Source organism: Cupriavidus sp. CER-90 (assembly GCF_057652055.1).
This window is the reverse complement of sequence record NZ_JBYGYM010000001.1, coordinates 1,461,327-1,478,800: the sequence shown is the minus strand read 5'-3', so window position 1 is coordinate 1,478,800 and position 17,474 is coordinate 1,461,327. Positions and strand designations below refer to the sequence as shown.

14 protein-coding genes are annotated in these 17,474 nt (G+C 68.1%); 13 read left to right on the top strand and 1 reads right to left on the bottom strand.

Translation table 11 applies throughout. The annotated features are described in order from the left end of the window. The first annotated feature begins 172 nt into the window (after positions 1–172). The 11 genes from AC24R4_RS06690 (at position 173) to AC24R4_RS06640 (ending at position 11,960) form a co-directional block, all read left to right on the top strand. Complete coding sequence (locus tag AC24R4_RS06690) at positions 173–991, top strand: helix-turn-helix transcriptional regulator (protein ID WP_400396159.1); 819 nt, start codon at positions 173–175, stop codon at positions 989–991. Positions 992–1,261: 270 nt separating this feature from the next. After that, positions 1,262–1,810 (top strand): DNA-binding response regulator, encoded by a 549-nt coding sequence (locus AC24R4_RS06685; RefSeq protein WP_400396157.1) that lies wholly within the window; start codon positions 1,262–1,264, stop codon positions 1,808–1,810. 95 nt (positions 1,811–1,905) lie between these two features. Further along, complete coding sequence (locus AC24R4_RS06680; protein ID WP_153948710.1) at positions 1,906–2,169, top strand: hypothetical protein; 264 nt, start codon at positions 1,906–1,908, stop codon at positions 2,167–2,169. A gap of 429 nt (positions 2,170–2,598) precedes the next feature. After that, entirely contained in the window at positions 2,599–3,258 is a 660-nt protein-coding gene (locus AC24R4_RS06675) for a phosphatase PAP2 family protein (protein ID WP_487522547.1), read from the top strand. A 105-nt stretch (positions 3,259–3,363) separates the two neighbouring features. Further along, entirely contained in the window at positions 3,364–4,767 is a 1,404-nt protein-coding gene (locus AC24R4_RS06670) for an undecaprenyl-phosphate glucose phosphotransferase (RefSeq protein WP_400394277.1), read from the top strand. Between the two features lie 103 nt (positions 4,768–4,870). After that, complete coding sequence (locus AC24R4_RS06665) at positions 4,871–5,122, top strand: acyl carrier protein (RefSeq protein ID WP_092603394.1); 252 nt, start codon at positions 4,871–4,873, stop codon at positions 5,120–5,122. Further along, complete coding sequence (locus tag AC24R4_RS06660; protein ID WP_400394275.1) at positions 5,119–6,318, top strand: acyl-CoA dehydrogenase family protein; 1,200 nt, start codon at positions 5,119–5,121, stop codon at positions 6,316–6,318. The genes AC24R4_RS06665 and AC24R4_RS06660 overlap by 4 nt, the downstream gene beginning before the upstream one ends. Before the next feature lie 10 nt (positions 6,319–6,328). After that, on the top strand, positions 6,329–7,291 hold the full coding sequence (locus AC24R4_RS06655) for an amino acid--[acyl-carrier-protein] ligase (protein WP_400394273.1): 963 nt from the start codon (positions 6,329–6,331) through the stop codon (positions 7,289–7,291). Further along, entirely contained in the window at positions 7,292–8,278 is a 987-nt protein-coding gene (locus AC24R4_RS06650; protein ID WP_400394271.1) for a DUF1839 family protein, read from the top strand. Then, positions 8,275–10,839, top strand: a complete 2,565-nt coding sequence (locus tag AC24R4_RS06645) for a glycoside hydrolase family 2 protein (RefSeq protein WP_487522546.1) — start codon at positions 8,275–8,277, stop codon at positions 10,837–10,839. Before AC24R4_RS06650 ends, AC24R4_RS06645 begins: the two co-directional genes overlap by 4 nt. A gap of 392 nt (positions 10,840–11,231) precedes the next feature. After that, entirely contained in the window at positions 11,232–11,960 is a 729-nt protein-coding gene (locus AC24R4_RS06640) for a Crp/Fnr family transcriptional regulator (RefSeq protein WP_400397499.1), read from the top strand. Between the two features lie 83 nt (positions 11,961–12,043). Here AC24R4_RS06640 and AC24R4_RS06635 read toward each other — a convergent pair whose 3' ends face one another. Then, a complete protein-coding gene (locus AC24R4_RS06635; protein ID WP_487522545.1) occupies positions 12,044–13,078 on the bottom strand; it encodes a DUF1839 family protein in 1,035 nt (344 codons plus the stop codon). Between the two features lie 371 nt (positions 13,079–13,449). On the opposite strand from AC24R4_RS06635, the gene AC24R4_RS06630 reads away from it, so the two are divergent. Together AC24R4_RS06630 and AC24R4_RS06625 are read left to right on the top strand one after the other, a co-directional pair. Then, positions 13,450–14,961: a mannose-1-phosphate guanylyltransferase/mannose-6-phosphate isomerase gene (locus AC24R4_RS06630; protein ID WP_400395953.1), complete on the top strand. Its 1,512-nt coding sequence runs from the start codon at positions 13,450–13,452 to the stop codon at positions 14,959–14,961. A 60-nt stretch (positions 14,962–15,021) separates the two neighbouring features. After that, entirely contained in the window at positions 15,022–17,409 is a 2,388-nt protein-coding gene (locus AC24R4_RS06625) for a polysaccharide biosynthesis tyrosine autokinase (RefSeq protein WP_487522544.1), read from the top strand. Positions 17,410–17,474 lie beyond the last annotated feature (65 nt).

The window sequence follows — 17,474 nt, the reverse complement described above, 5'->3', positions numbered from 1 at the left end:
AGGGAGGGCCCGAAGCAGTCGGCAGCAAGCCAGGACGGGAAACGCTGCGAAGGCTCAGGAGGTGATGCAGACCGTATGGAAGTGCAACCGCGCCAATAAGCGGAGCGCCTCCAACAGCGCGCCATGCGGACAGCCAACCACGCAGCGACGCGCCAATAAGAAGTGAGCGGCCATGGCCACCATTCTTTTGCTCGAGCCACATCCATTGTTGCGTCTCGGTTTGCGCCACCTTTTGGCGCAGGCGCATGTTCCGGGCGATCTCGTCGATCTCGATCCCGCCGTCCTGCACGACCCCGATCCGTGGATCCACCACGCCGATCTGCTCGTCTTTGGCCTGCCGGCCGATGCGGAACAGGGCTGGCACACGCTGGCCGAACTGTGCCGACGCCTGACCCCGTTGCGCGTGCTGGTGCTGGCCGACCAGCTCCCGGTGCCACTGCCCGAGGCCGGCATGCCCGAGGCCGTGCGCGGTCTGCTGGCCAAGACCTGTTCGGCCGATGCGCTGGAAGCCGCCATCCGGCTGGTGCTGGCCGGTGGCGAGTGCTTTCCGTCCCAGTTGCCCCCGACGCGTCACGCCGAACCCGGCGCCGCCGAAGCGCGCCATGATGCCGCGCCGATCGTGGTGCCGTTGCATGGTGTGCCGGCTCACCTGGGCGATGCCACCGCGCATGCTCAGCCGGTGCCGCTGGAAACGCCAGCCGCCGGCGCGCATCTGCTCAATATCACCGAACGCCAGTACGAAGTGCTGGCCCTGCTGGCGCGCGGCTATCCGGTCAAGACGGTCAGCCGGCTGCTGAACATTTCGGTGGCCACCGCCAAGACCCACGCCTGCACGCTCTACCAGCGCCTGCATGTGCGCAACAAGGGCGAGGCGGTGTACGTGGCGCTGCAACGCGGGGCCACCCTGAACTGGCCCGGCCCGACGCCGGCCAGGCCCACGCATATCCCGATGTCATCATTGAGCGCACGGGAGGCCTGTGAGGCCGCATAAGGGAAGTCACTGCGCGTTGCCGGCCAACGGCACGCTTCCACCATTCGCCGGCCCGCCCCTCATCCAAAAGCATGAGGCGGCGGGCTGCCGCGATTGCTAGGTTGTAAGCAGGCGCGGCGCCGGGGGCTGCCGCGGAGATCATCGAAATCTCCGGCACGCACTCCTCTTCGCCATCATTCCACAAGAATACGATGCGTCCCTCCAGGGCGTCCCGCGGGGGCACCACACCCCGCGGATACACGCGCGCAACAATGCGCGGATGGCAAATAGATGACGACCTATCTCATCGCCAGCAACGAAATGATGTGCCGTATCCTCGCGCGCCGGATGGAGGGCCAGGATATTCCGACACCGGTGCGCTGGCACGGCCCCGAATGGCTGCTCGACGACGATCCCGTCACGATGCGCATGCCGTCGATCGACAATCCCGATGCCTCCGAACCGCTGCCGGACGAGCCCGTGGAAATGGCGCTCGTGGACTGCAGCGGCGTGCCGGGCGACCCGCGCGCGCTGCTGGACCGTGTGCGCGACCGGCTCGCGCCCCGGCGCTGGCTGGTGCTGTCCGATGCGCTGGATGCCAGGCTGATGGCGCATGCCGCGCTGCTTGGTGCCAACGGATGCCTGGCGGTGCCGGCGCCGGTGGAACTGGTGTGTGCTGCCGCCACGCTGGTGTGGGCAGGCGGACAGTGTTTTCCGCGCAGCGCGCTGACGCTGCTGAGATCGCTGCCGCCGCACGGCACGCAGGCAGCGTCCACGCCGGCCACTCGCTTCATCCCTGCGGCGCGGGTAAGTCCCGATGGGACTACTGCCATCGGATGAGGGCGTCCGCGCGTTGATACGACTATGCTGGATTTGCCCACGGCCAGAAGCCGGCGCCTCGGAGAGGCCGGCCGCCGCGGGGAGCAGGGGGTCGTATGGAACACAGTCTGGATATCCTGATTGTCCGCGGGTTCGCCGTGCGCGAAGGCCGGGGCAAGTGGGCATGCTGCTATGAGATACGGCTCGCCATCATTGGCGGGCCGTTGTTGTATCGGGGCGAACTGCATGGCCGATGCTTTGCCACCGAGGATGCCGCCATCGTCGCCGCGCGTGAAATCGGCGAGCGCGAAGCAAGCCGTCACCTGGACACCGCCCGCGCGCTGTTCGTCGCGCTGACACGCACGCCGCCGCCCACCTGACACCCGTCCCCGCCCCGTGACAGCGACCCTGTGCGATGCGCGTCCTGTCGATCCGACGGCTCCAAAAAAGAAGCCCGCCGACCGGGGGACCATGCGGGCTTTGAAATGGCCGCACACGTGGTGCGCGACCATTGCATGGAACATATCGAATCGTCGTGCGGGACAGTATCAACCAGAAGACGCATGGCAACCCGGCATCTCATCCCTGGGTTTGCGGGCGGCACGCGACGGCGGCTCCAGTGCTGGCGCGCCAGTGCGGACCCCGGCCGTCGGCGCGGGGCGTCCGGTACCCGCGTGCGGCCCTCATGCTTCGGGATGGACAGCGGGGGATGATCCATCAAATGATTTGGCGTACGCACCGGCCGCAGGGGTGCTACGCTGCCGCCACGCACCTTTCCACCGCAATTTCGCGGCACCGCCGCAGACCCGATGAACCGCTGGCAACTGATCACCCACTTTGGCGAATCCGCCTTCCTGCTGCCCTGCGCGTGCTTTCTCTACGCGTGGATGCGCTGGCACGGCGCCACCGGCGTGGCGCGGCAATGGATGCTCGCGTTCACCGCCACGGCGCTCGTGGTGCTGGCTTCCAAGCTCGCTTTCATGGGCTGGGGCATCGGCAGTGCATCGCTCAACTTCACGGGGTTCTCCGGCCACGCGATGATGGCGGCGTCGATCCTGCCAGTGGCCTGCTACATCGCCATGCCCGACAAGCGGCCCGGCCTGGGCCTGCTGGCCGCGCTGGGCGGGGTGCTGATGGCGCTGGCCGTGGGCGTGTCGCGGCTGGCGCTGCATGCGCATTCGCTGTCCGAGGTGGCCAGCGGCCTGACGCTTGGTTTCCTGGTCAGCCTGCCGATCGTGGTGCGGCACGGCGTGCCCCGCAGCCCCCGGACGATGCTGGCGATGTGCGCCATGCTGGCCGCGCTGATGGTGTTGCCCACCGGCGGCCTGGCCGGCGCGACCGACGTGATGGTGCAGGAGCTTGCCATGTTCCTTTCGGGGCGCGATCACCTGTACCACCGCGGCGAGTGGGCGGCGCTGCCCGGGGCTGGCATGCGCGCCGCCGGCGATTTCCAGCACGCTTCCCGGTAGGCCGCGGAAGGCGCCCCGGACCTGTGTGCGCCGCCCAACAGACGTTGTCGACCCGCTGCGCAACCATGACCCGAAACAGCTTCCCGCGAGGGGCATGGGGTGGTCATGGCGTCGAACTGGAATGTGGCAGCCGAGCGTAATTCGGCGCTTCACTATCTCTACAGACTCTGCGATGCGCTGCTGATTGCCGCGGCAGGCATCGGCATGGGCGCGATCTACTTTCCGGGCGGCATCCGCGAAGCGGCGCCCGTCAACGGCTTTCTGACCATGCTGTGCGCGCTGGGCGCGCTGGTCGTGTTTCCGGCGTTCGGCCTCTACGAATCCTGGCGCGGTCGCAGCCAGGCCGTGCTGGCGTTGCGGGCCAGCGCCGCGTGGGCGACGGTGTTCCTGACCGGCCTGATGGGCGCGTTCCTGATCCACCAGATCGCGGCGGTGTCGCGTGTCTGGTCGATGGGCTGGTTCATCAGCTCCATGGTGCTGCTGCTTGCATCGCGGGCCATCATGTTCCGCATGCTTGCCAACGTCCGCGAGCAGGGCATCAATGCCAAGCGCGTCGTGATCTGCGGGTATGGCCCGCTGGGCCGCGAGATGTTCCTGCGCGTGCAGCAGATCCGCGCCGCCGGCTATCGCGTGGTGGGCATCTACGACGAAGACGGCCGGAACATTCCACCCGGCGTCGAGCCGCTGCGCACCATGGAGGAAGTCAGCGCGATGGTGCGCAGCCAGGGCGTGCGCGAGATCTGGCTCACGCTGCCGATGGCTGCCTGCCGCGACCTGTCCGACGTGGTGCGCCAGTTCCGCAACGAACTGATCGACATCCGCTGGGTGCCCGATGTGGCGTCGGTCGAACTGCTGGGGCACCGGTTCACCGACTTCATGGGCCTGCCCGTGATCGACCTGAACAGCCCGCCCGTATCGGGCGTGACCGGCCTCGTCAAGGCGAGCTTCGACCGCGTGTTCGCGCTGGCCGTGATACTGGGCCTGAGCCCGGTGCTGCTGCTGATCGCGCTGATGGTCAAGCTGTCGTCGCCGGGGCCGGTGCTGTTCCGCCAGAAGCGGCTGGGCATCGACGGGCAGCCGTTCAGCGTCTACAAGTTCCGCACCATGCGCATGCACCAGGACCACGGCGTGACGCAGGCTACCCGCGACGACCCGCGCGTGACGCGCATCGGCGCTTTCCTGCGCCGCACCAGCCTGGACGAGCTGCCGCAGTTCTTCAACGTGCTGCGCGGCGAGATGTCGGTGGTGGGCCCGCGTCCGCACGCGATGGAGCACAACGAGATCTACAAGGAACTGATCGATCGCTACATGCTGCGCCATCGCGTGAAGCCCGGCATCACGGGCTGGGCCCAGATCAACGGCCTGCGCGGACAGACCGACACGATCGACAAGATGCGCAAGCGCATCGAGTTCGACATCTATTACATCCAGCATTGGTCGTTCCAGCTGGACCTTCGGATCATCCTGCGTACGGCCCTGCACGGCTGGACAGGCACGGCCGCCTACTGAGCGCCGCGCAACGGCGTCCGGTTGGTGCGACATCGCACCGAGCCCGACGTCCAAAACATCTGGAATGGAGGCCGCATCAAGGCTTCCGAATCGGAGACTTCGAGTGAAAACAACAATCCGCAACATCCTGGGAGAAGTGGCCCGCCTCGACGTGCCGCTGGCCACGCTGGCCGATAACGACGACCTGTACGCGGCAGGCCTGTCGTCGCTGGCCACCGTGCATGTGATGCTGGCGCTGGAAAATGCGTTCGATATCGAGATTCCGGATCAAATGCTGACGCGTCAGCTCTTCCGCAGCGTGGATTCGCTTGCGGCGGCCGTCGAAACCATTCGCCGGCAGCAGGAGGCAGCATGAGCACCGCCAAGGTCGCGCTGGCGCATGCCAACCCGGCAGGGGGCAGCGCCATGGCCGGCGACGAACTGATCGCGGCCGCCCGCGAGGTCGCCGGCGTGGCGCAGCGATTTGCCGACGCCGTGGACCACGAGGCGCGCTTTCCGCACGAGGCCTTCGAAGTGCTGCGCCAGAAGGGCCTGCTCGGCGCCATGGTGCCGGCGGTGCTGGGCGGCAGCGGGGCGCCGCTGGCCACCATTGCGGCCATTTGCCGGGTGCTGGGCGAGACGTGCGCGTCCACCGGCATGATCTACGCGATGCACCAGATCCAGGTGGCCTGCCTGCTCGAACATGGTACGGGCAGCCCGTGGCATCAGCAGATGCTGGGGCGCGTGGCGGGAGAACAGCTGCTGCTGGCCTCGGCCACGTCGGAGGAAGCCATTGGCGGCGCGTTACGCAGCAGCGGCTGTGCGGTCAACGTGGAAGGCGACCGCTTTCATCTGTTGAAGATGGCGCCAACGATTTCCTACGGGGCGCACGCCGACGGCATCCTGATCACCGCCCGGCGCCACGCCGATGCATCGCCGTCGGACCAGGTGCTGGTCTGCGCGCTGAAGGGCGACTACACGCTGCAGAGCCTGAACGCCTGGGACACGCTGGGCATGCGCGGCACGTGCAGCAACGGATTCCGGCTGGAGGCCACCGGCCAGGTGGATCAGGTGCTGCCGGTGCCGTTCGGCGAGATCGCGGACGCCACCATGACGCCGGTGTCGCACATCCTGTGGAGCGCGCTGTGGCTGGGTATTTCCAGCGACGCCGTGTCGCGGGCCAAGTCCTTCTTCCAGGGCCAGGCGCGCGCACGGCCAGGGCAGTTGCCGCCGTCGGCGCTGCGCGTGGCCGAGGCCGTGAGCCAGCTGCAGATGATGGAAGCCCGTGTCGACATGGCGCTGGAACGCCAGCGCGCGCGCCACGCCGGCGCTTCGGTCTCGGCCGCCTTCGCGCTGGCGGCCGAGATGAACAGCCTGAAGACTGCCATGTCGACGATGGCGCTCGACGTCGTGCAGCAGGCGCTGCTGGTCTGCGGCATGGCGGGCTACAAGCACGGCACGCCGTTCAGCCTGGGCCGCCACCTGCGCGACTTGTGGTCGGCGCCGCTGATGATCAACAACGATCGCATCCAGACCAATACGGCCAATCTGTTGCTGGCCGACCGTTCGTAAGGAGCCATCGATGGATGCCCACGCACTGACCGACGCCGTCGCAGGAGGCGGCGCCGGCGGACTGACCGCCGCACCCACCTATCTGCAGCAGTTGCTGGCTGCCGGCCTGCTGATCGAAACCGGCGTCAAGGGCCTGTATGGCCGCAGCGCGCAGTTCGAGGCGATTTCCGACGGCCTGAACGTGGCCATCACGCGGATCGGCGCCGACCAGCGCGCCGAAGTGCTGCGCTTTCCGCCGGCGCTGGGGCAGCAGGATTTCGAAGCCAGCGAATACCTGAAGAACTTTCCGCAACTGGCCGGCACGATTCACAGCTTCTGCGGCGACGACCGCGCGCACCGCCGGCTGCTGGCGCGCCTGGAAGACAAGGAAGACTGGACCGACCAGCAAGCATTCACGGGCGTGGTGCTGACGCCGGCCGCCTGCTATCCGATCTATCCGGTCGTGGCCAGACGCGGCCCGCTGCCGCCGGACGGCAAGGTGGTGGACGTGCTGTCGTATTGCTACCGGCACGAGCCGTCGCTGGAGCCCACGCGCATGCAGTTGTTCCGGCAGCGCGAGTACGTGTGCCTGGGGTCGGCCGAGCGCATCGTGGCGTTCCGCCAGCTGTGGATGGAGCGCGGCCAGGCACTGGCCGAGGCACTGCAGTTGCCCGTGGAGGTGGATGTGGCCAACGACCCGTTCTTCGGCCGCGGCGGCAAGATCGTGGCCGACAGCCAGCGCGAGCTGAAGCTCAAGTTCGAACTGCTGATTCCGGTCAACGACGGCGCGCCACCCACCGCGTGCATGAGTTTCAACTACCACATGGACCATTTCGGGGCGCTGTGGCACATCGGCCTGGCCGATGGCGGTGTGGCCCACACGGGCTGCGTGGGCTTTGGCATCGAGCGGCTGACGCTGGCGCTGCTCAAGCACCACGGGCTGGACCCCGCACAGTGGCCGCAAGCGGTGCGCGAGACGCTGGGAGGCGTGTAAATGTACGGAGACGGCAAGGCGGTACGCGCGCGCGGCGGCGCGCATGCGCTGCACGGTGGCAATCCGGTGTGGTCGCATGCGAACCGCCATATCGACCTGTGGGTCGAACTGTTGCATGGATGGGACTTCGAACCCATTGCCGCCTTGCCGTTCACCGTCACGCTCGACTTCGAGGGCGACCAGTTCACGTCCTCGAACATCCCGTCGATAGACCTGGAGCGCCTGTACGGCATCGTCAAGGACGAACTGTCGACCTACGGCCGGCTGGAATCGCATGTGGCCGCGCAGACCAATCGCGGCAACGCGGTCCTGCTGGAGGTGGACAGCTTCCAGCTGCCGCAGCCGGCGGGCGCCTATCGCCGGCAGCACGCGCGGGCGTGCATCGCGATCGATGTACTGGTGCCGGAGGCCACCGCGGTGGGCTACTACCACCATGACGGCTATCACACGGCGAGTGGCGACGACTACCTGGCGATCTTCCGCATGCCGGCCCATGAAACGATGTGGGGCGTGGCCACGTTTCCGCAAGCCCAGGTGGTGCGCCGGCGCTTTCCGGGGCTGACCGAGGATGCGCTGCAGCGCGCGTCGCTGGATCTGCTGCGCGGCCATCTGGCGCGGCGCCCGCGGGAGAATCCGATCCAGGCGTTCCGGGCCGCGTTTCCGGCGCATCTGGAACAACTGATGGCGCGCGGCGAGCCGAACTTCCAGATCTACGCGGCCAGCGTGCTGCGCCAGCTTGGCGCGAACTTCGAGCTGCTCGGTCGCTATGTGCGATGGCTGGTCATGCAGGGAGAGACGTTGCCCGACTCGGTGGCCGAGGCGTGCTACACGATGGCGTCCGAGGCCATGGTGATGCAGTTCCGCCTGATGCGGGCGGTGATCAGCCACAAGGCCGACAGCTGCGAGGACTGCCTGGAGCAGCTCGAGCTGGCCTACCAGGGAACGGTTCCGGCGCTGGCGGCCCACTTCGGAGAAACCGTCACATGACCGCTCGCGATCCGGAACCGGCGCTCCTGCCCATCTTGCGGCCCGGTGTGGCCGTGGGCCGGGCGCGTCTGGAAGGCGACTGGACCTTCCTCGAAACCTTCGCCAACGCGGCCGCCCATCCGGGCGAACTGTCGGAGACCGGGCACTGGCTGCCCGCAACGGTGCCCGGTACGGTGGCCAGCGCGCTGGGCGCGGCCGGGCGCTGGGACGATGCATCGCCGCCACCGCTGCACCAGCACGATTACTGGTATCGGCTGCATTTCGCGGGCAGCGGCCGCCGCCTGCTGCGCTTCAACGGCCTGGCGACGATTGCCGAGGTCTGGCTCAACGGCCGGCACGTACTGACCACGCGCCACATGTTCGCCGCGCACCAGGTGGAGGTGGAGCTGGCTGGCGACGACAACGTGCTCCATATCTGTTTTCGCGCGCTGTATCCGTGGCTGCGCACGCAGCGCGGGCCCGTACGCTGGAAGCCGCGCATGATCCAGCCGCCGTCGCTGCGTACCGTGCGTACCACGCTGCTCGGGCACATGCCCGGCTGGTGCCCGCCGGTGCACGCGGTGGGGCCGTGGCGCGACATCGAATTGCTGGACCCGCTCGGTACCGATCCCACGCATGGCGTACGCGCCGAGATGTCGGGGCGGATCGACGGCACCGAGGGCGTGGTGGACCTGCAGCTCCATTTTCCGGGCGCCGCGCCCGCGCACGGTGCGTTCTCGGCCATTGGCCCCGACCATGCCATCTGGCGTGGCGATCTGCATCGCACCGGCCCGCACACGCTGGCGGGCACGCTGCGCATACCCGACGCACGGCGCTGGTGGCCGCATACCCACGGCGACCCGGCACTGTATCGCGTGGACGCGAGCATGGACGGCCACGTCCTGGCTTGCGGCAATGTCGGCTTCCGCACAATTACCGAGGACCGCGATGGCGAGCCGGGCGCGTTCGGGCTGCGCGTCAACGGCGAGCGCGTGTTCTGCCGGGGCGCGTGCGTGTCCAGCCATGACCTGCCTGGCCTGGCGGACACCGACGAGGCCGTGGCCCGCTGGCTGCGGCTGGCGCGCGATGCCGGGGCCAACATGGTGCGCGTCAGCGGCGTGACCTGTTACCCGGGCGAATCGTTCTATCGGCAGTGCGACGCACTGGGCCTGCTGGTGTGGCAGGACTTCATGTTCGCCAACTTCGACTATGGCGGCGACACCGGGGCGGCGTGGATGGACGATGCGCGGCGCGAAGTTTCGCAATGGCTCGCCTCGTCTGGCGCCCACCCCAGCCTGGCCGTGCTCTGCGGCGGCAGCGAGGCCGAACAGCAGGCGGCGATGATGGGCGTGCCGCGCGGCGCATGGCGCCAGCCGCTGTTCGACACACTGATTCCGGGGCTGGTGGCCGAGCATCGGCCCGATGTGATCTACGTGCGCAATTCGCCGAGCGAAGGCGCCTGGCCGTTCCAGGCCGATACCGGCGTGTCGCACTACTACGGCGTGGGCGCCTACCAGCGTCCGCTCAGCGATGCGCGCCTGGCCAATGTCCGTTTCACCTCGGAATGCCTGGCCTTTGCCAACGTGCCATGCACGCGCACGCTGGCCGATGCGGCCATGTCGCAGCCGTACCACGATCCGCGCTGGAAGGCGCGCGTGCCGCGCGATGCCGGCGCCGGCTGGGATTTCGAGGACATCCGCGACTTCTACCTGCGCGCGCTGTTCGACGTCGATCCGCCGCGCCTGCGGTACGAACGGCCGGCGCGCTACCTGCAGCTGTCGCGCGCCGTGGTGGCGGAGATCATGACCGACGTGTTCGGCGAATGGCGCCGCGCCGGCTCCACCTGTCGGGGCGGGCTGGTCTGGCAATTGCAGGATCTGCTGCCCGGGGCGGGATGGGGCATCGTCGATGCCTATGCGCGGCCCAAATCCGCCTGGCATGCGCTACGCCAGGTCTGGCAGCCGCTGCAGGTCATCCTGACGGATGAGGGGCTCAACGGGCTCCACATCCATCTGGTCAACGAGACCGCGGCGCCGCGCACGGTGCGGCTGGCACTGCGTTGCCTGCGCGACGGCGAGGCCGTGGCCGCGCAGGCCGACCAGACGCTGACGCTGGCGCCGCGCGAGACCCGGCGTCTGGTGGCGGCGGAACTGCTCGATCACTTTTTCGATTTCACCTACGCCTACCGGTTCGGACCGCCCGCCCATGACGTGGTGCTGGCCACGCTGCACGACGCGTCGCCCGATGCCGCTGCCGACCCGCCGGCGAGCCTCTTGCTGAGCCAGGCGGCGTACCTGCCGGACCGCCGCGCCGACGCGCTGCTGGACCCGGGCCTGGCCGCCAGCGTGGCGTGCGAGGACGGCGTCTGGTGGCTGACCGTCAGCGCCCGCCGCTTTGCGCGGTGGGTTCATGTCGACGATTACGCCTGGTTGCCTGAAACCAACTGGTTCCACCTGGGGCCCGGGGAGTCGCGCCGTATCCGCCTGATGCACGATGGGGCGGATGCCACCCGGGCGGGAGCCATCCCTTCGGGTGAAGTATCTGCCTTGAACGCGTCTCGCTCCGTCAGCTACGACGGCTGAACTCATCCTTCTCCACCTGCCCGCCAGGCCGCTTCTGGCGCGGCAGGACACATTTCCCCCCTCCCGCCGGATGGTATGCACGCCCGTGCAGCCGCCGCCACGCCTCACCCGTTTTCCTACATCCAACCTACCCAAGGATGACGCCCTGACCTATCCGTCTGCCTACTGTCAGTTCTGTGCTCCATGGCACTTAATACAGCCAACAACGAAGACGAAACCGGAGCACCCACGGCAACACGCTCCGGCAGGGTTCACGGGTGGCGGCCTCAGGGCCGCCGGGCATTCGCCAGCAAGCTTGCTAATAGAAGAGCGGAGCGGCGATGTCGGGTCACGCGTCTCGCAGGTACTGCGGCGTTCCGACGTCATTGCTCCGGGGTCACACGGAGGAAGAAATGATTACGCAACGGTCGGACCTGCATGTCAATCATCTGCTCAATGCACTCCCGCGTCGTGAATGGGACGCGTTGTCGCGCCACTTCGAACTCGTCCGCCTGCGTGCAGGGGAGCTGCTGACCGACTCGGGCCAGCGCATCGTCCACGTGTACTTTCCCACCACGTCGGTGGTCTCGCTGCTGTCGTTGCTGGAAGACGGCGCCACGGTGGAATTCGCCGCGGTTGGCAACGAAGGACTGGTGGGCATCCCGGTGGTGACCGGCGGCGACACGATGCCGAGCCGCGTGGAGGTGCGCAGCCCCGGCTTCGCCTACCGCATTCCGGCACGTGTGCTGCGTGCGGAGCTGGCCCAGTTGCCGGCGCTGCAGCGCGTGACGCTGCTCTATGTGCAGGCCGTGCTCACGCAGATCGCCCAGACGGCTGCCTGCAACCGCCATCACTCGCTGAACAAGCAGCTGTGCCGCTGGCTGCTGCTGGCCATCGACCGCATGAACTCGAACGAACTGGTAATCACGCAGCAGGTCATCGCCAACATGCTCGGCGTACGCCGCGAGGGCGTCACGGAAGCGGCCGGCAAGCTGGAAGACCTGGGCCTGATCCACCACAGCCGCGGCCATATCACCGTGCTGGACCGCTGCGGCCTGGAGCATCATTCGTGCGAGTGCTACAAGCTGGTCAAGCGCGAATACGATCGCCTGCTGCCGGCCCTGACGCTGGCACAGGTCTGACCGCGGCGCCCATGCCGCATGCACCGGATGCCACCCGCCGCGTGGCGATGGCGTCCAGTACTTGTGGCATGCGCTGGCGGGCTTCAGCCGTGCGCGGGGTCCGTGCTGCCGAACGACGACACCAGGCCCGCCATCGTCATGTCGTAGGCCGATTCGAGCGTGTCGAGGCACTCGGTGCAGGGGTCGGGCCGCGCGCGTGCCGCGGCGCGCGCCAGGCGGAACTGCAGCACCTTGCATTCGGCCGCGATGGTGCCGGGCAGCGCGCGCAGGGCCGCCGGGACGCGGTAGCCATGCTCGTCGAGCCAGTTCAGGCAATGCTGCAGCATCTCGAAGTTGGCGCCGAGCTGGCGGGGAAGATTGAAACCGTAGTGGTGGAAGTACGCGTCGCCACGCGCCAGGATCTTGTCGACGTGCGCGGGAAACTCGGCACGCCACCGCACGATGGGACTTTGCGCCGGGCGCCGGCCCAGGTGTCTGCGCATCAGCCGTGCCACCGCGTTGGCCAGCTCGCGTCCCTGCAGCGCCGGACGCACGCGCGCGGCGGACTCGACGTACGGGAACAGGATATTGCCGTTGTCGCGCAGGTCTGGCGTGAGCCGCATCAGGCCGCGATAGTCGTCGCCATCGACGCTGTAGTGGCCCAGGCCATGATAGTAGGACATGGTTTGCCGCGCCGTGTCGATGCCGTCGATCGCCACCGTCGTCTTCACATGATTCGCACGGTAGGCCGTGGCGCGCGTGTCGGGCAGGTAGAAGCTGTCCACTTCCACCAGCATGGTCTTGCCGCGCGACACCTGCTCGGCCACGTGCGCTTCGAGCGTGTCGTAGACGGCGCACTCCTGCACCACCGTGCCATACAGCTGTTCGAGATCGGCCTGCGGATACTTGAAGAAGGTGAAATGGTCGCCCTCGAAATCCTGTGCCACGGTGAACGGCAGCGCCGCACGCGGGTCGAGGTGCCAGCCATACAGCAGTTCGATCCACAGGTCCATGTAGCAGTTCGATTCCGGCCAGATCGCCGATTCGCCATGCAGCAGGCGCTGGGGCGCCACGATGGGGCGGGCGGCCGCCGGGTCGGGCGTCGCCGACTCCGGGGCATTCGCTGTGCTTTGAACCATCTGTTTCAGTTCTCCGGGTTGGGGCGGCAACGGCGCCAGGCCGGCCATGCGGGAAGCGCGGTCCACCGAATTGGAGCCGTTCGGCCTCGGCAAATCGGTACGTTTTCCAACAAAGCCGGCGTTGTCGGGCAACGCGTACGGTGCCGGGTCGAGCATGTGCGGAATCGAACAGAGCCGTGCCAGAGCAGCTTCCTACACTGGCTCCATCCACTCTGGCGCGTAGCGTGGATGCTTGCCCGAGGCGCCTGTCGCGACAGCACAGGTTGCCCGGGTCATCCCGAATGCGAGCCGCAAACGGACAGTCCCAAGCAGGAGGCATGATGAGAATTCCGACCCGAGGGAGCAATGTTCCCTCCGCCCCCGTCCCCACCATGGTGGAAGCCGCCAGTCCGGGAGCCTCCGCGGCGCCAGCGCGGCTGGCCGCGATCCAGCCGGTCATCCTGGCGGGCGGCGCCGGTACCCGGCTCTGGCCGTTGTCGCGCGAGCAGCATCCCAAGCAGCTGCTGAACCTGGTGGCGGAGAACACCCTGCTGGAAGCCACCGCGCGCCGTCTCGAAGGCATCGCGTTGATGGCGGGACGGCCGTCGGGCGTCGAGGCGCCACAGATCGTCGTCTGCGGCGAGGAGCATCGCTTCATGATCGCGGCGATGATGAAACGCTCGGGCAAGCCGGCGCACATCGTGGCCGAGCCCTGCGGACGCAACACCGCGCCCGCACTGACCATGGCCGCGCTGCATGCCATCGCGAATGCCGGCGAAGCGGGCGATGTCGTGATGGTGGCCACGCCGGCGGATCACGCGGTGCTCGACACCGAAGCGTTCCGCGCCGCGCTGGCCGTGGCCGTGCGCCATGCCGACCGTGGCGCGATCGTGACGCTCGGCGTGCGGCCCAGCACGCCGGAAACCGGCTTTGGCTACATCCGCACGGGCAAGCTGTCGCAGGAAGGCGCGCTGACGCTGGAGCGCTTCGTCGAGAAGCCGCACCTGGAACTGGCCACCGCCTATGTGGAATCGGGCGACTACTGGTGGAACAGCGGCGTCTACGTGGTGCGGGCCTCGGTATGGCTGCGCGCGCTGGCGCAACTGCAGCCCGACATGATGCGCCAATGCCAGGCCGCCTACGACCAGGCGCAGCGCGCGGCCAAGGGCGATGCGCTGTGCCTGTGCAAGGAAGCCTTCGAGGCCTGCCCGTCCGATTCCATCGACTATGCGGTCATGGAGAAGATCGAGGCGCTGCCAGACGTGCCGGCCATGCTGGTGCCGATGGACCCCGGCTGGTCCGACGTGGGATCGTGGGCGGCGATCTGGGACATCGCCGAGAAGGATGCTTCCGGCAACGTGGCGCGCGGGCGGGTGGTGTTCGACGGCGCCTCGTCGTGCCTGGCGCATTCCGAAGGCCGCCTGATCGCCTGCGTGGGCGTGCAGGACGTGGTGGTGGTGGAGACGGCCGACGCGGTGCTGGTGGTCGACAAGGCGCACGTCCAGGACGTGAAGAACGTGGTGCAACGCCTGCGTGCCGAGCATGGCAGCGAGGTGGTGAACCATCGCAAGGTGCAGCGGCCGTGGGGCTGCTACGACTCGATCGATCACGGCGACCGCTTCCAGGTCAAGCGGATCGTGGTCGAACCGGGCGCCAGCCTGTCGCTGCAGATGCACTACCACCGCGCCGAGCATTGGGTCGTGGTGCGCGGGACCGCGCGCGTGACCTGTGGCGATACGGTGAGCATCCTGTCGGAGAACCAGTCCACGTATATCCCCATCGGCACGCAGCACCGCCTGGAGAACCCGGGCAAGACGCCGCTGGAGATCATCGAGGTGCAATCGGGTTCGTATCTGGGCGAGGACGACATCGTACGGTTCGATGACAACTACGGCCGCAAGTAGCGTTGCGCGCCGGCAGGCGCCGGCGGGCATTCGAAGCAATAGGGGGACGTTGTGACCAACATGTCTTTTGCGGCCGGGGCCGCGCCGGCCGCGCCGGCAACAGCGGCGCAAGCGGGCGGCAACCCGTGGCGTGCGATGCTCGATCGTGCCGGATGGATTCTCGGCGCGGGTCTGGCGGGCGGCGCCATCGCATGGGTCTTCGCGGTATCGCAGCCCCATGAGTACAGTGCCAGCGCGCTCGTGCAGGTGCAGCAGCCGCGCGACAACGCGGCCACCGCGCGCACCAACGCGCTGAGCATGACGGCGACGCCGATGCCATTCGATGTCGGCCTGCTGCGCAGCCGCACCGTGGTGGCGCCCGTGGTCGAGCGCCTTCATCTCGATATCTCGGCCCGGCCGCTGCGCGCGCCGCTGATCGGCGGGCTGGCCGCTCACTTCGCCACGCCGGGGCAGTTGTCCGGGCCGTGGCCGGAGAGCCTTGGCTATGCCTGGGGTGGGGAGCAGCTGTCCGTGGAGCGGCTGGCCGTGCCCGAACGGCTGCTGAACGTGCCGCTGACGCTGCAGGTGCTGCCCAATGGCGCCTACCGGCTCTATGACCAGGACACCGAACTGCTGACCGGCCGCGTGGGAAACCCGGCGGAGGCCAACGGCGTGGCGATGCAGGTCGCGCGCATCGACGCGCGCCCGGGCACCCGGTTCGTGGTCACGCGCCATGATCTCGTGCAGACCGTCGACGCCGTGGCCAACGGGCTGCGCATCGACATGCAGCCGGGCGACGCCGGCACCGTCAGCATCGCCTGGCGCAATGCCGACCGCACGGCCGTAGCGGCGCTGGTCAACGGCATTACCGAGTCGTTCATCGGCAAACAGGCGATGCAGCGCCGCGACGACACCGCCGCGACGCTGGCTTTCCTGTCCGGCGAGATCCCGCGCGTCAAGGCCGAGCTGGAGCGTGCCGAGACGGCGCTGACGAAATACCGCTCCAAGGCGGGGTCTATCGCACCAACCCAGGACGCACAGTCGTACCTGACCGGCAGCATGGACTACCAGCGCCAGATTGCCGTGCTGAAGCTCGAACGCATGAAGTTGCTGCAGCGTTTCACGGAGGAGGCCAACGAGGTCAAGACCGTCGACAACCAGATCCAGCAGCTGATGCGCGAACGCAAGGACATGGATTCGCGCTATCAGAACCTGTCGTCGACCGAACGGGAGTCCGTGGCACTGACGCGTGACGTCAAGGTGGCCGAGGACATGTACATGACCCTGCGCAACAAGGCCGAACAGCTGTCGCTGCTGCAACTGGACCGCACCGGACAGGTCCGGGTGCTGGACAGCGCGCTGCTGCCGATGCGGCCGGTCGGGCTGGGTCCGTGGCCGGCCACCATCGCCGGCGCGCTGATGGGGCTCTGCCTGGCGATGGCATGCGTGGCGGTGCGCCAGCGCGTGCGGCCCACGCTCGACAACGTCAACGAGGCCGAGGCACGCCTGGGCCTGGCGATGCTCGGCGACATCGTGTTCAGCCAGGAGCAGGTGGAACTGGAGCGGCTGGTCGACGCGCGAGCCAGGTCTGCCTGGCCGGACGGCGAGGTGGCGGGGCTGCTGGCGCAGCAATCGCAGCAGTCACCGCAGTCGGGTCACGCGCTGGTCGATCCGGACGAACTGGCCGAGCGCGCGGACGACGATATCGACGGCGCCGAACGCCTGCTCAGGCTCGGGCTGCACGACCAGTTCCTGCTGGCGCGCAACGCCCCGCATTCGATGGCCGTGGAAGGCCTGCGCAACGTCCGCGCCGCGCTGCATTTCTCGCTGCGCGACACACCGCAACGCGTGGTGGCCGTCACCAGCCCCACGGCCGGCGCCGGCAAGACGTTCGCGTCGGTCAATCTCGCCGTGCTGTTCGCCGAAGCCGGCCAGCGGGTATTGCTGATCGATGCCGACCTGCGGCGTGGCAAGGTGGCGAACTGGATGGACCTGCATACCGGGCCCGGCCTGGCCGACGTGCTGTCCGGCCGTGCGTCGCTGCCCGATGCCGTGCAGCTGACGGCCGTGAACGGGCTGTCGGTGCTGCCGGCCGGTGCGCCGCCCGACAATCCCTCCGAACTGCTGATGAGCCCCGCGTTCGCAAGATCCCTGCAGACGTGCGCGGAGCGCTTCGACCTGGTGATGATCGACACCCCGCCGATCATGGCCGTCGCGGATGCGGCGCTGGTGGCCAACTGCGTGAACGCGACGCTGCTCGTGCTGCGCGCCGACACCACGCTGCCTTCGCAGGTCGATGAATCGCTGAAGCGCCTGGCGCGTGCCAACGCCACGCTGCTAGGCGGCATTCTCAATGGCGTCGTGCCCAAGCGCAGCAACCGCACGGACTTCACCGCCATGAATCCCTACCTCGGCATGCCGGTGACGGCACCCTCACTCAAGCAGATCGGTCATACCCCGGCGGCATAAGAAAAACCGGCGACTGATCGAACCGGCCACCGGTGCTGGCGTACCCGTTTCTGCGGGTACCGGCA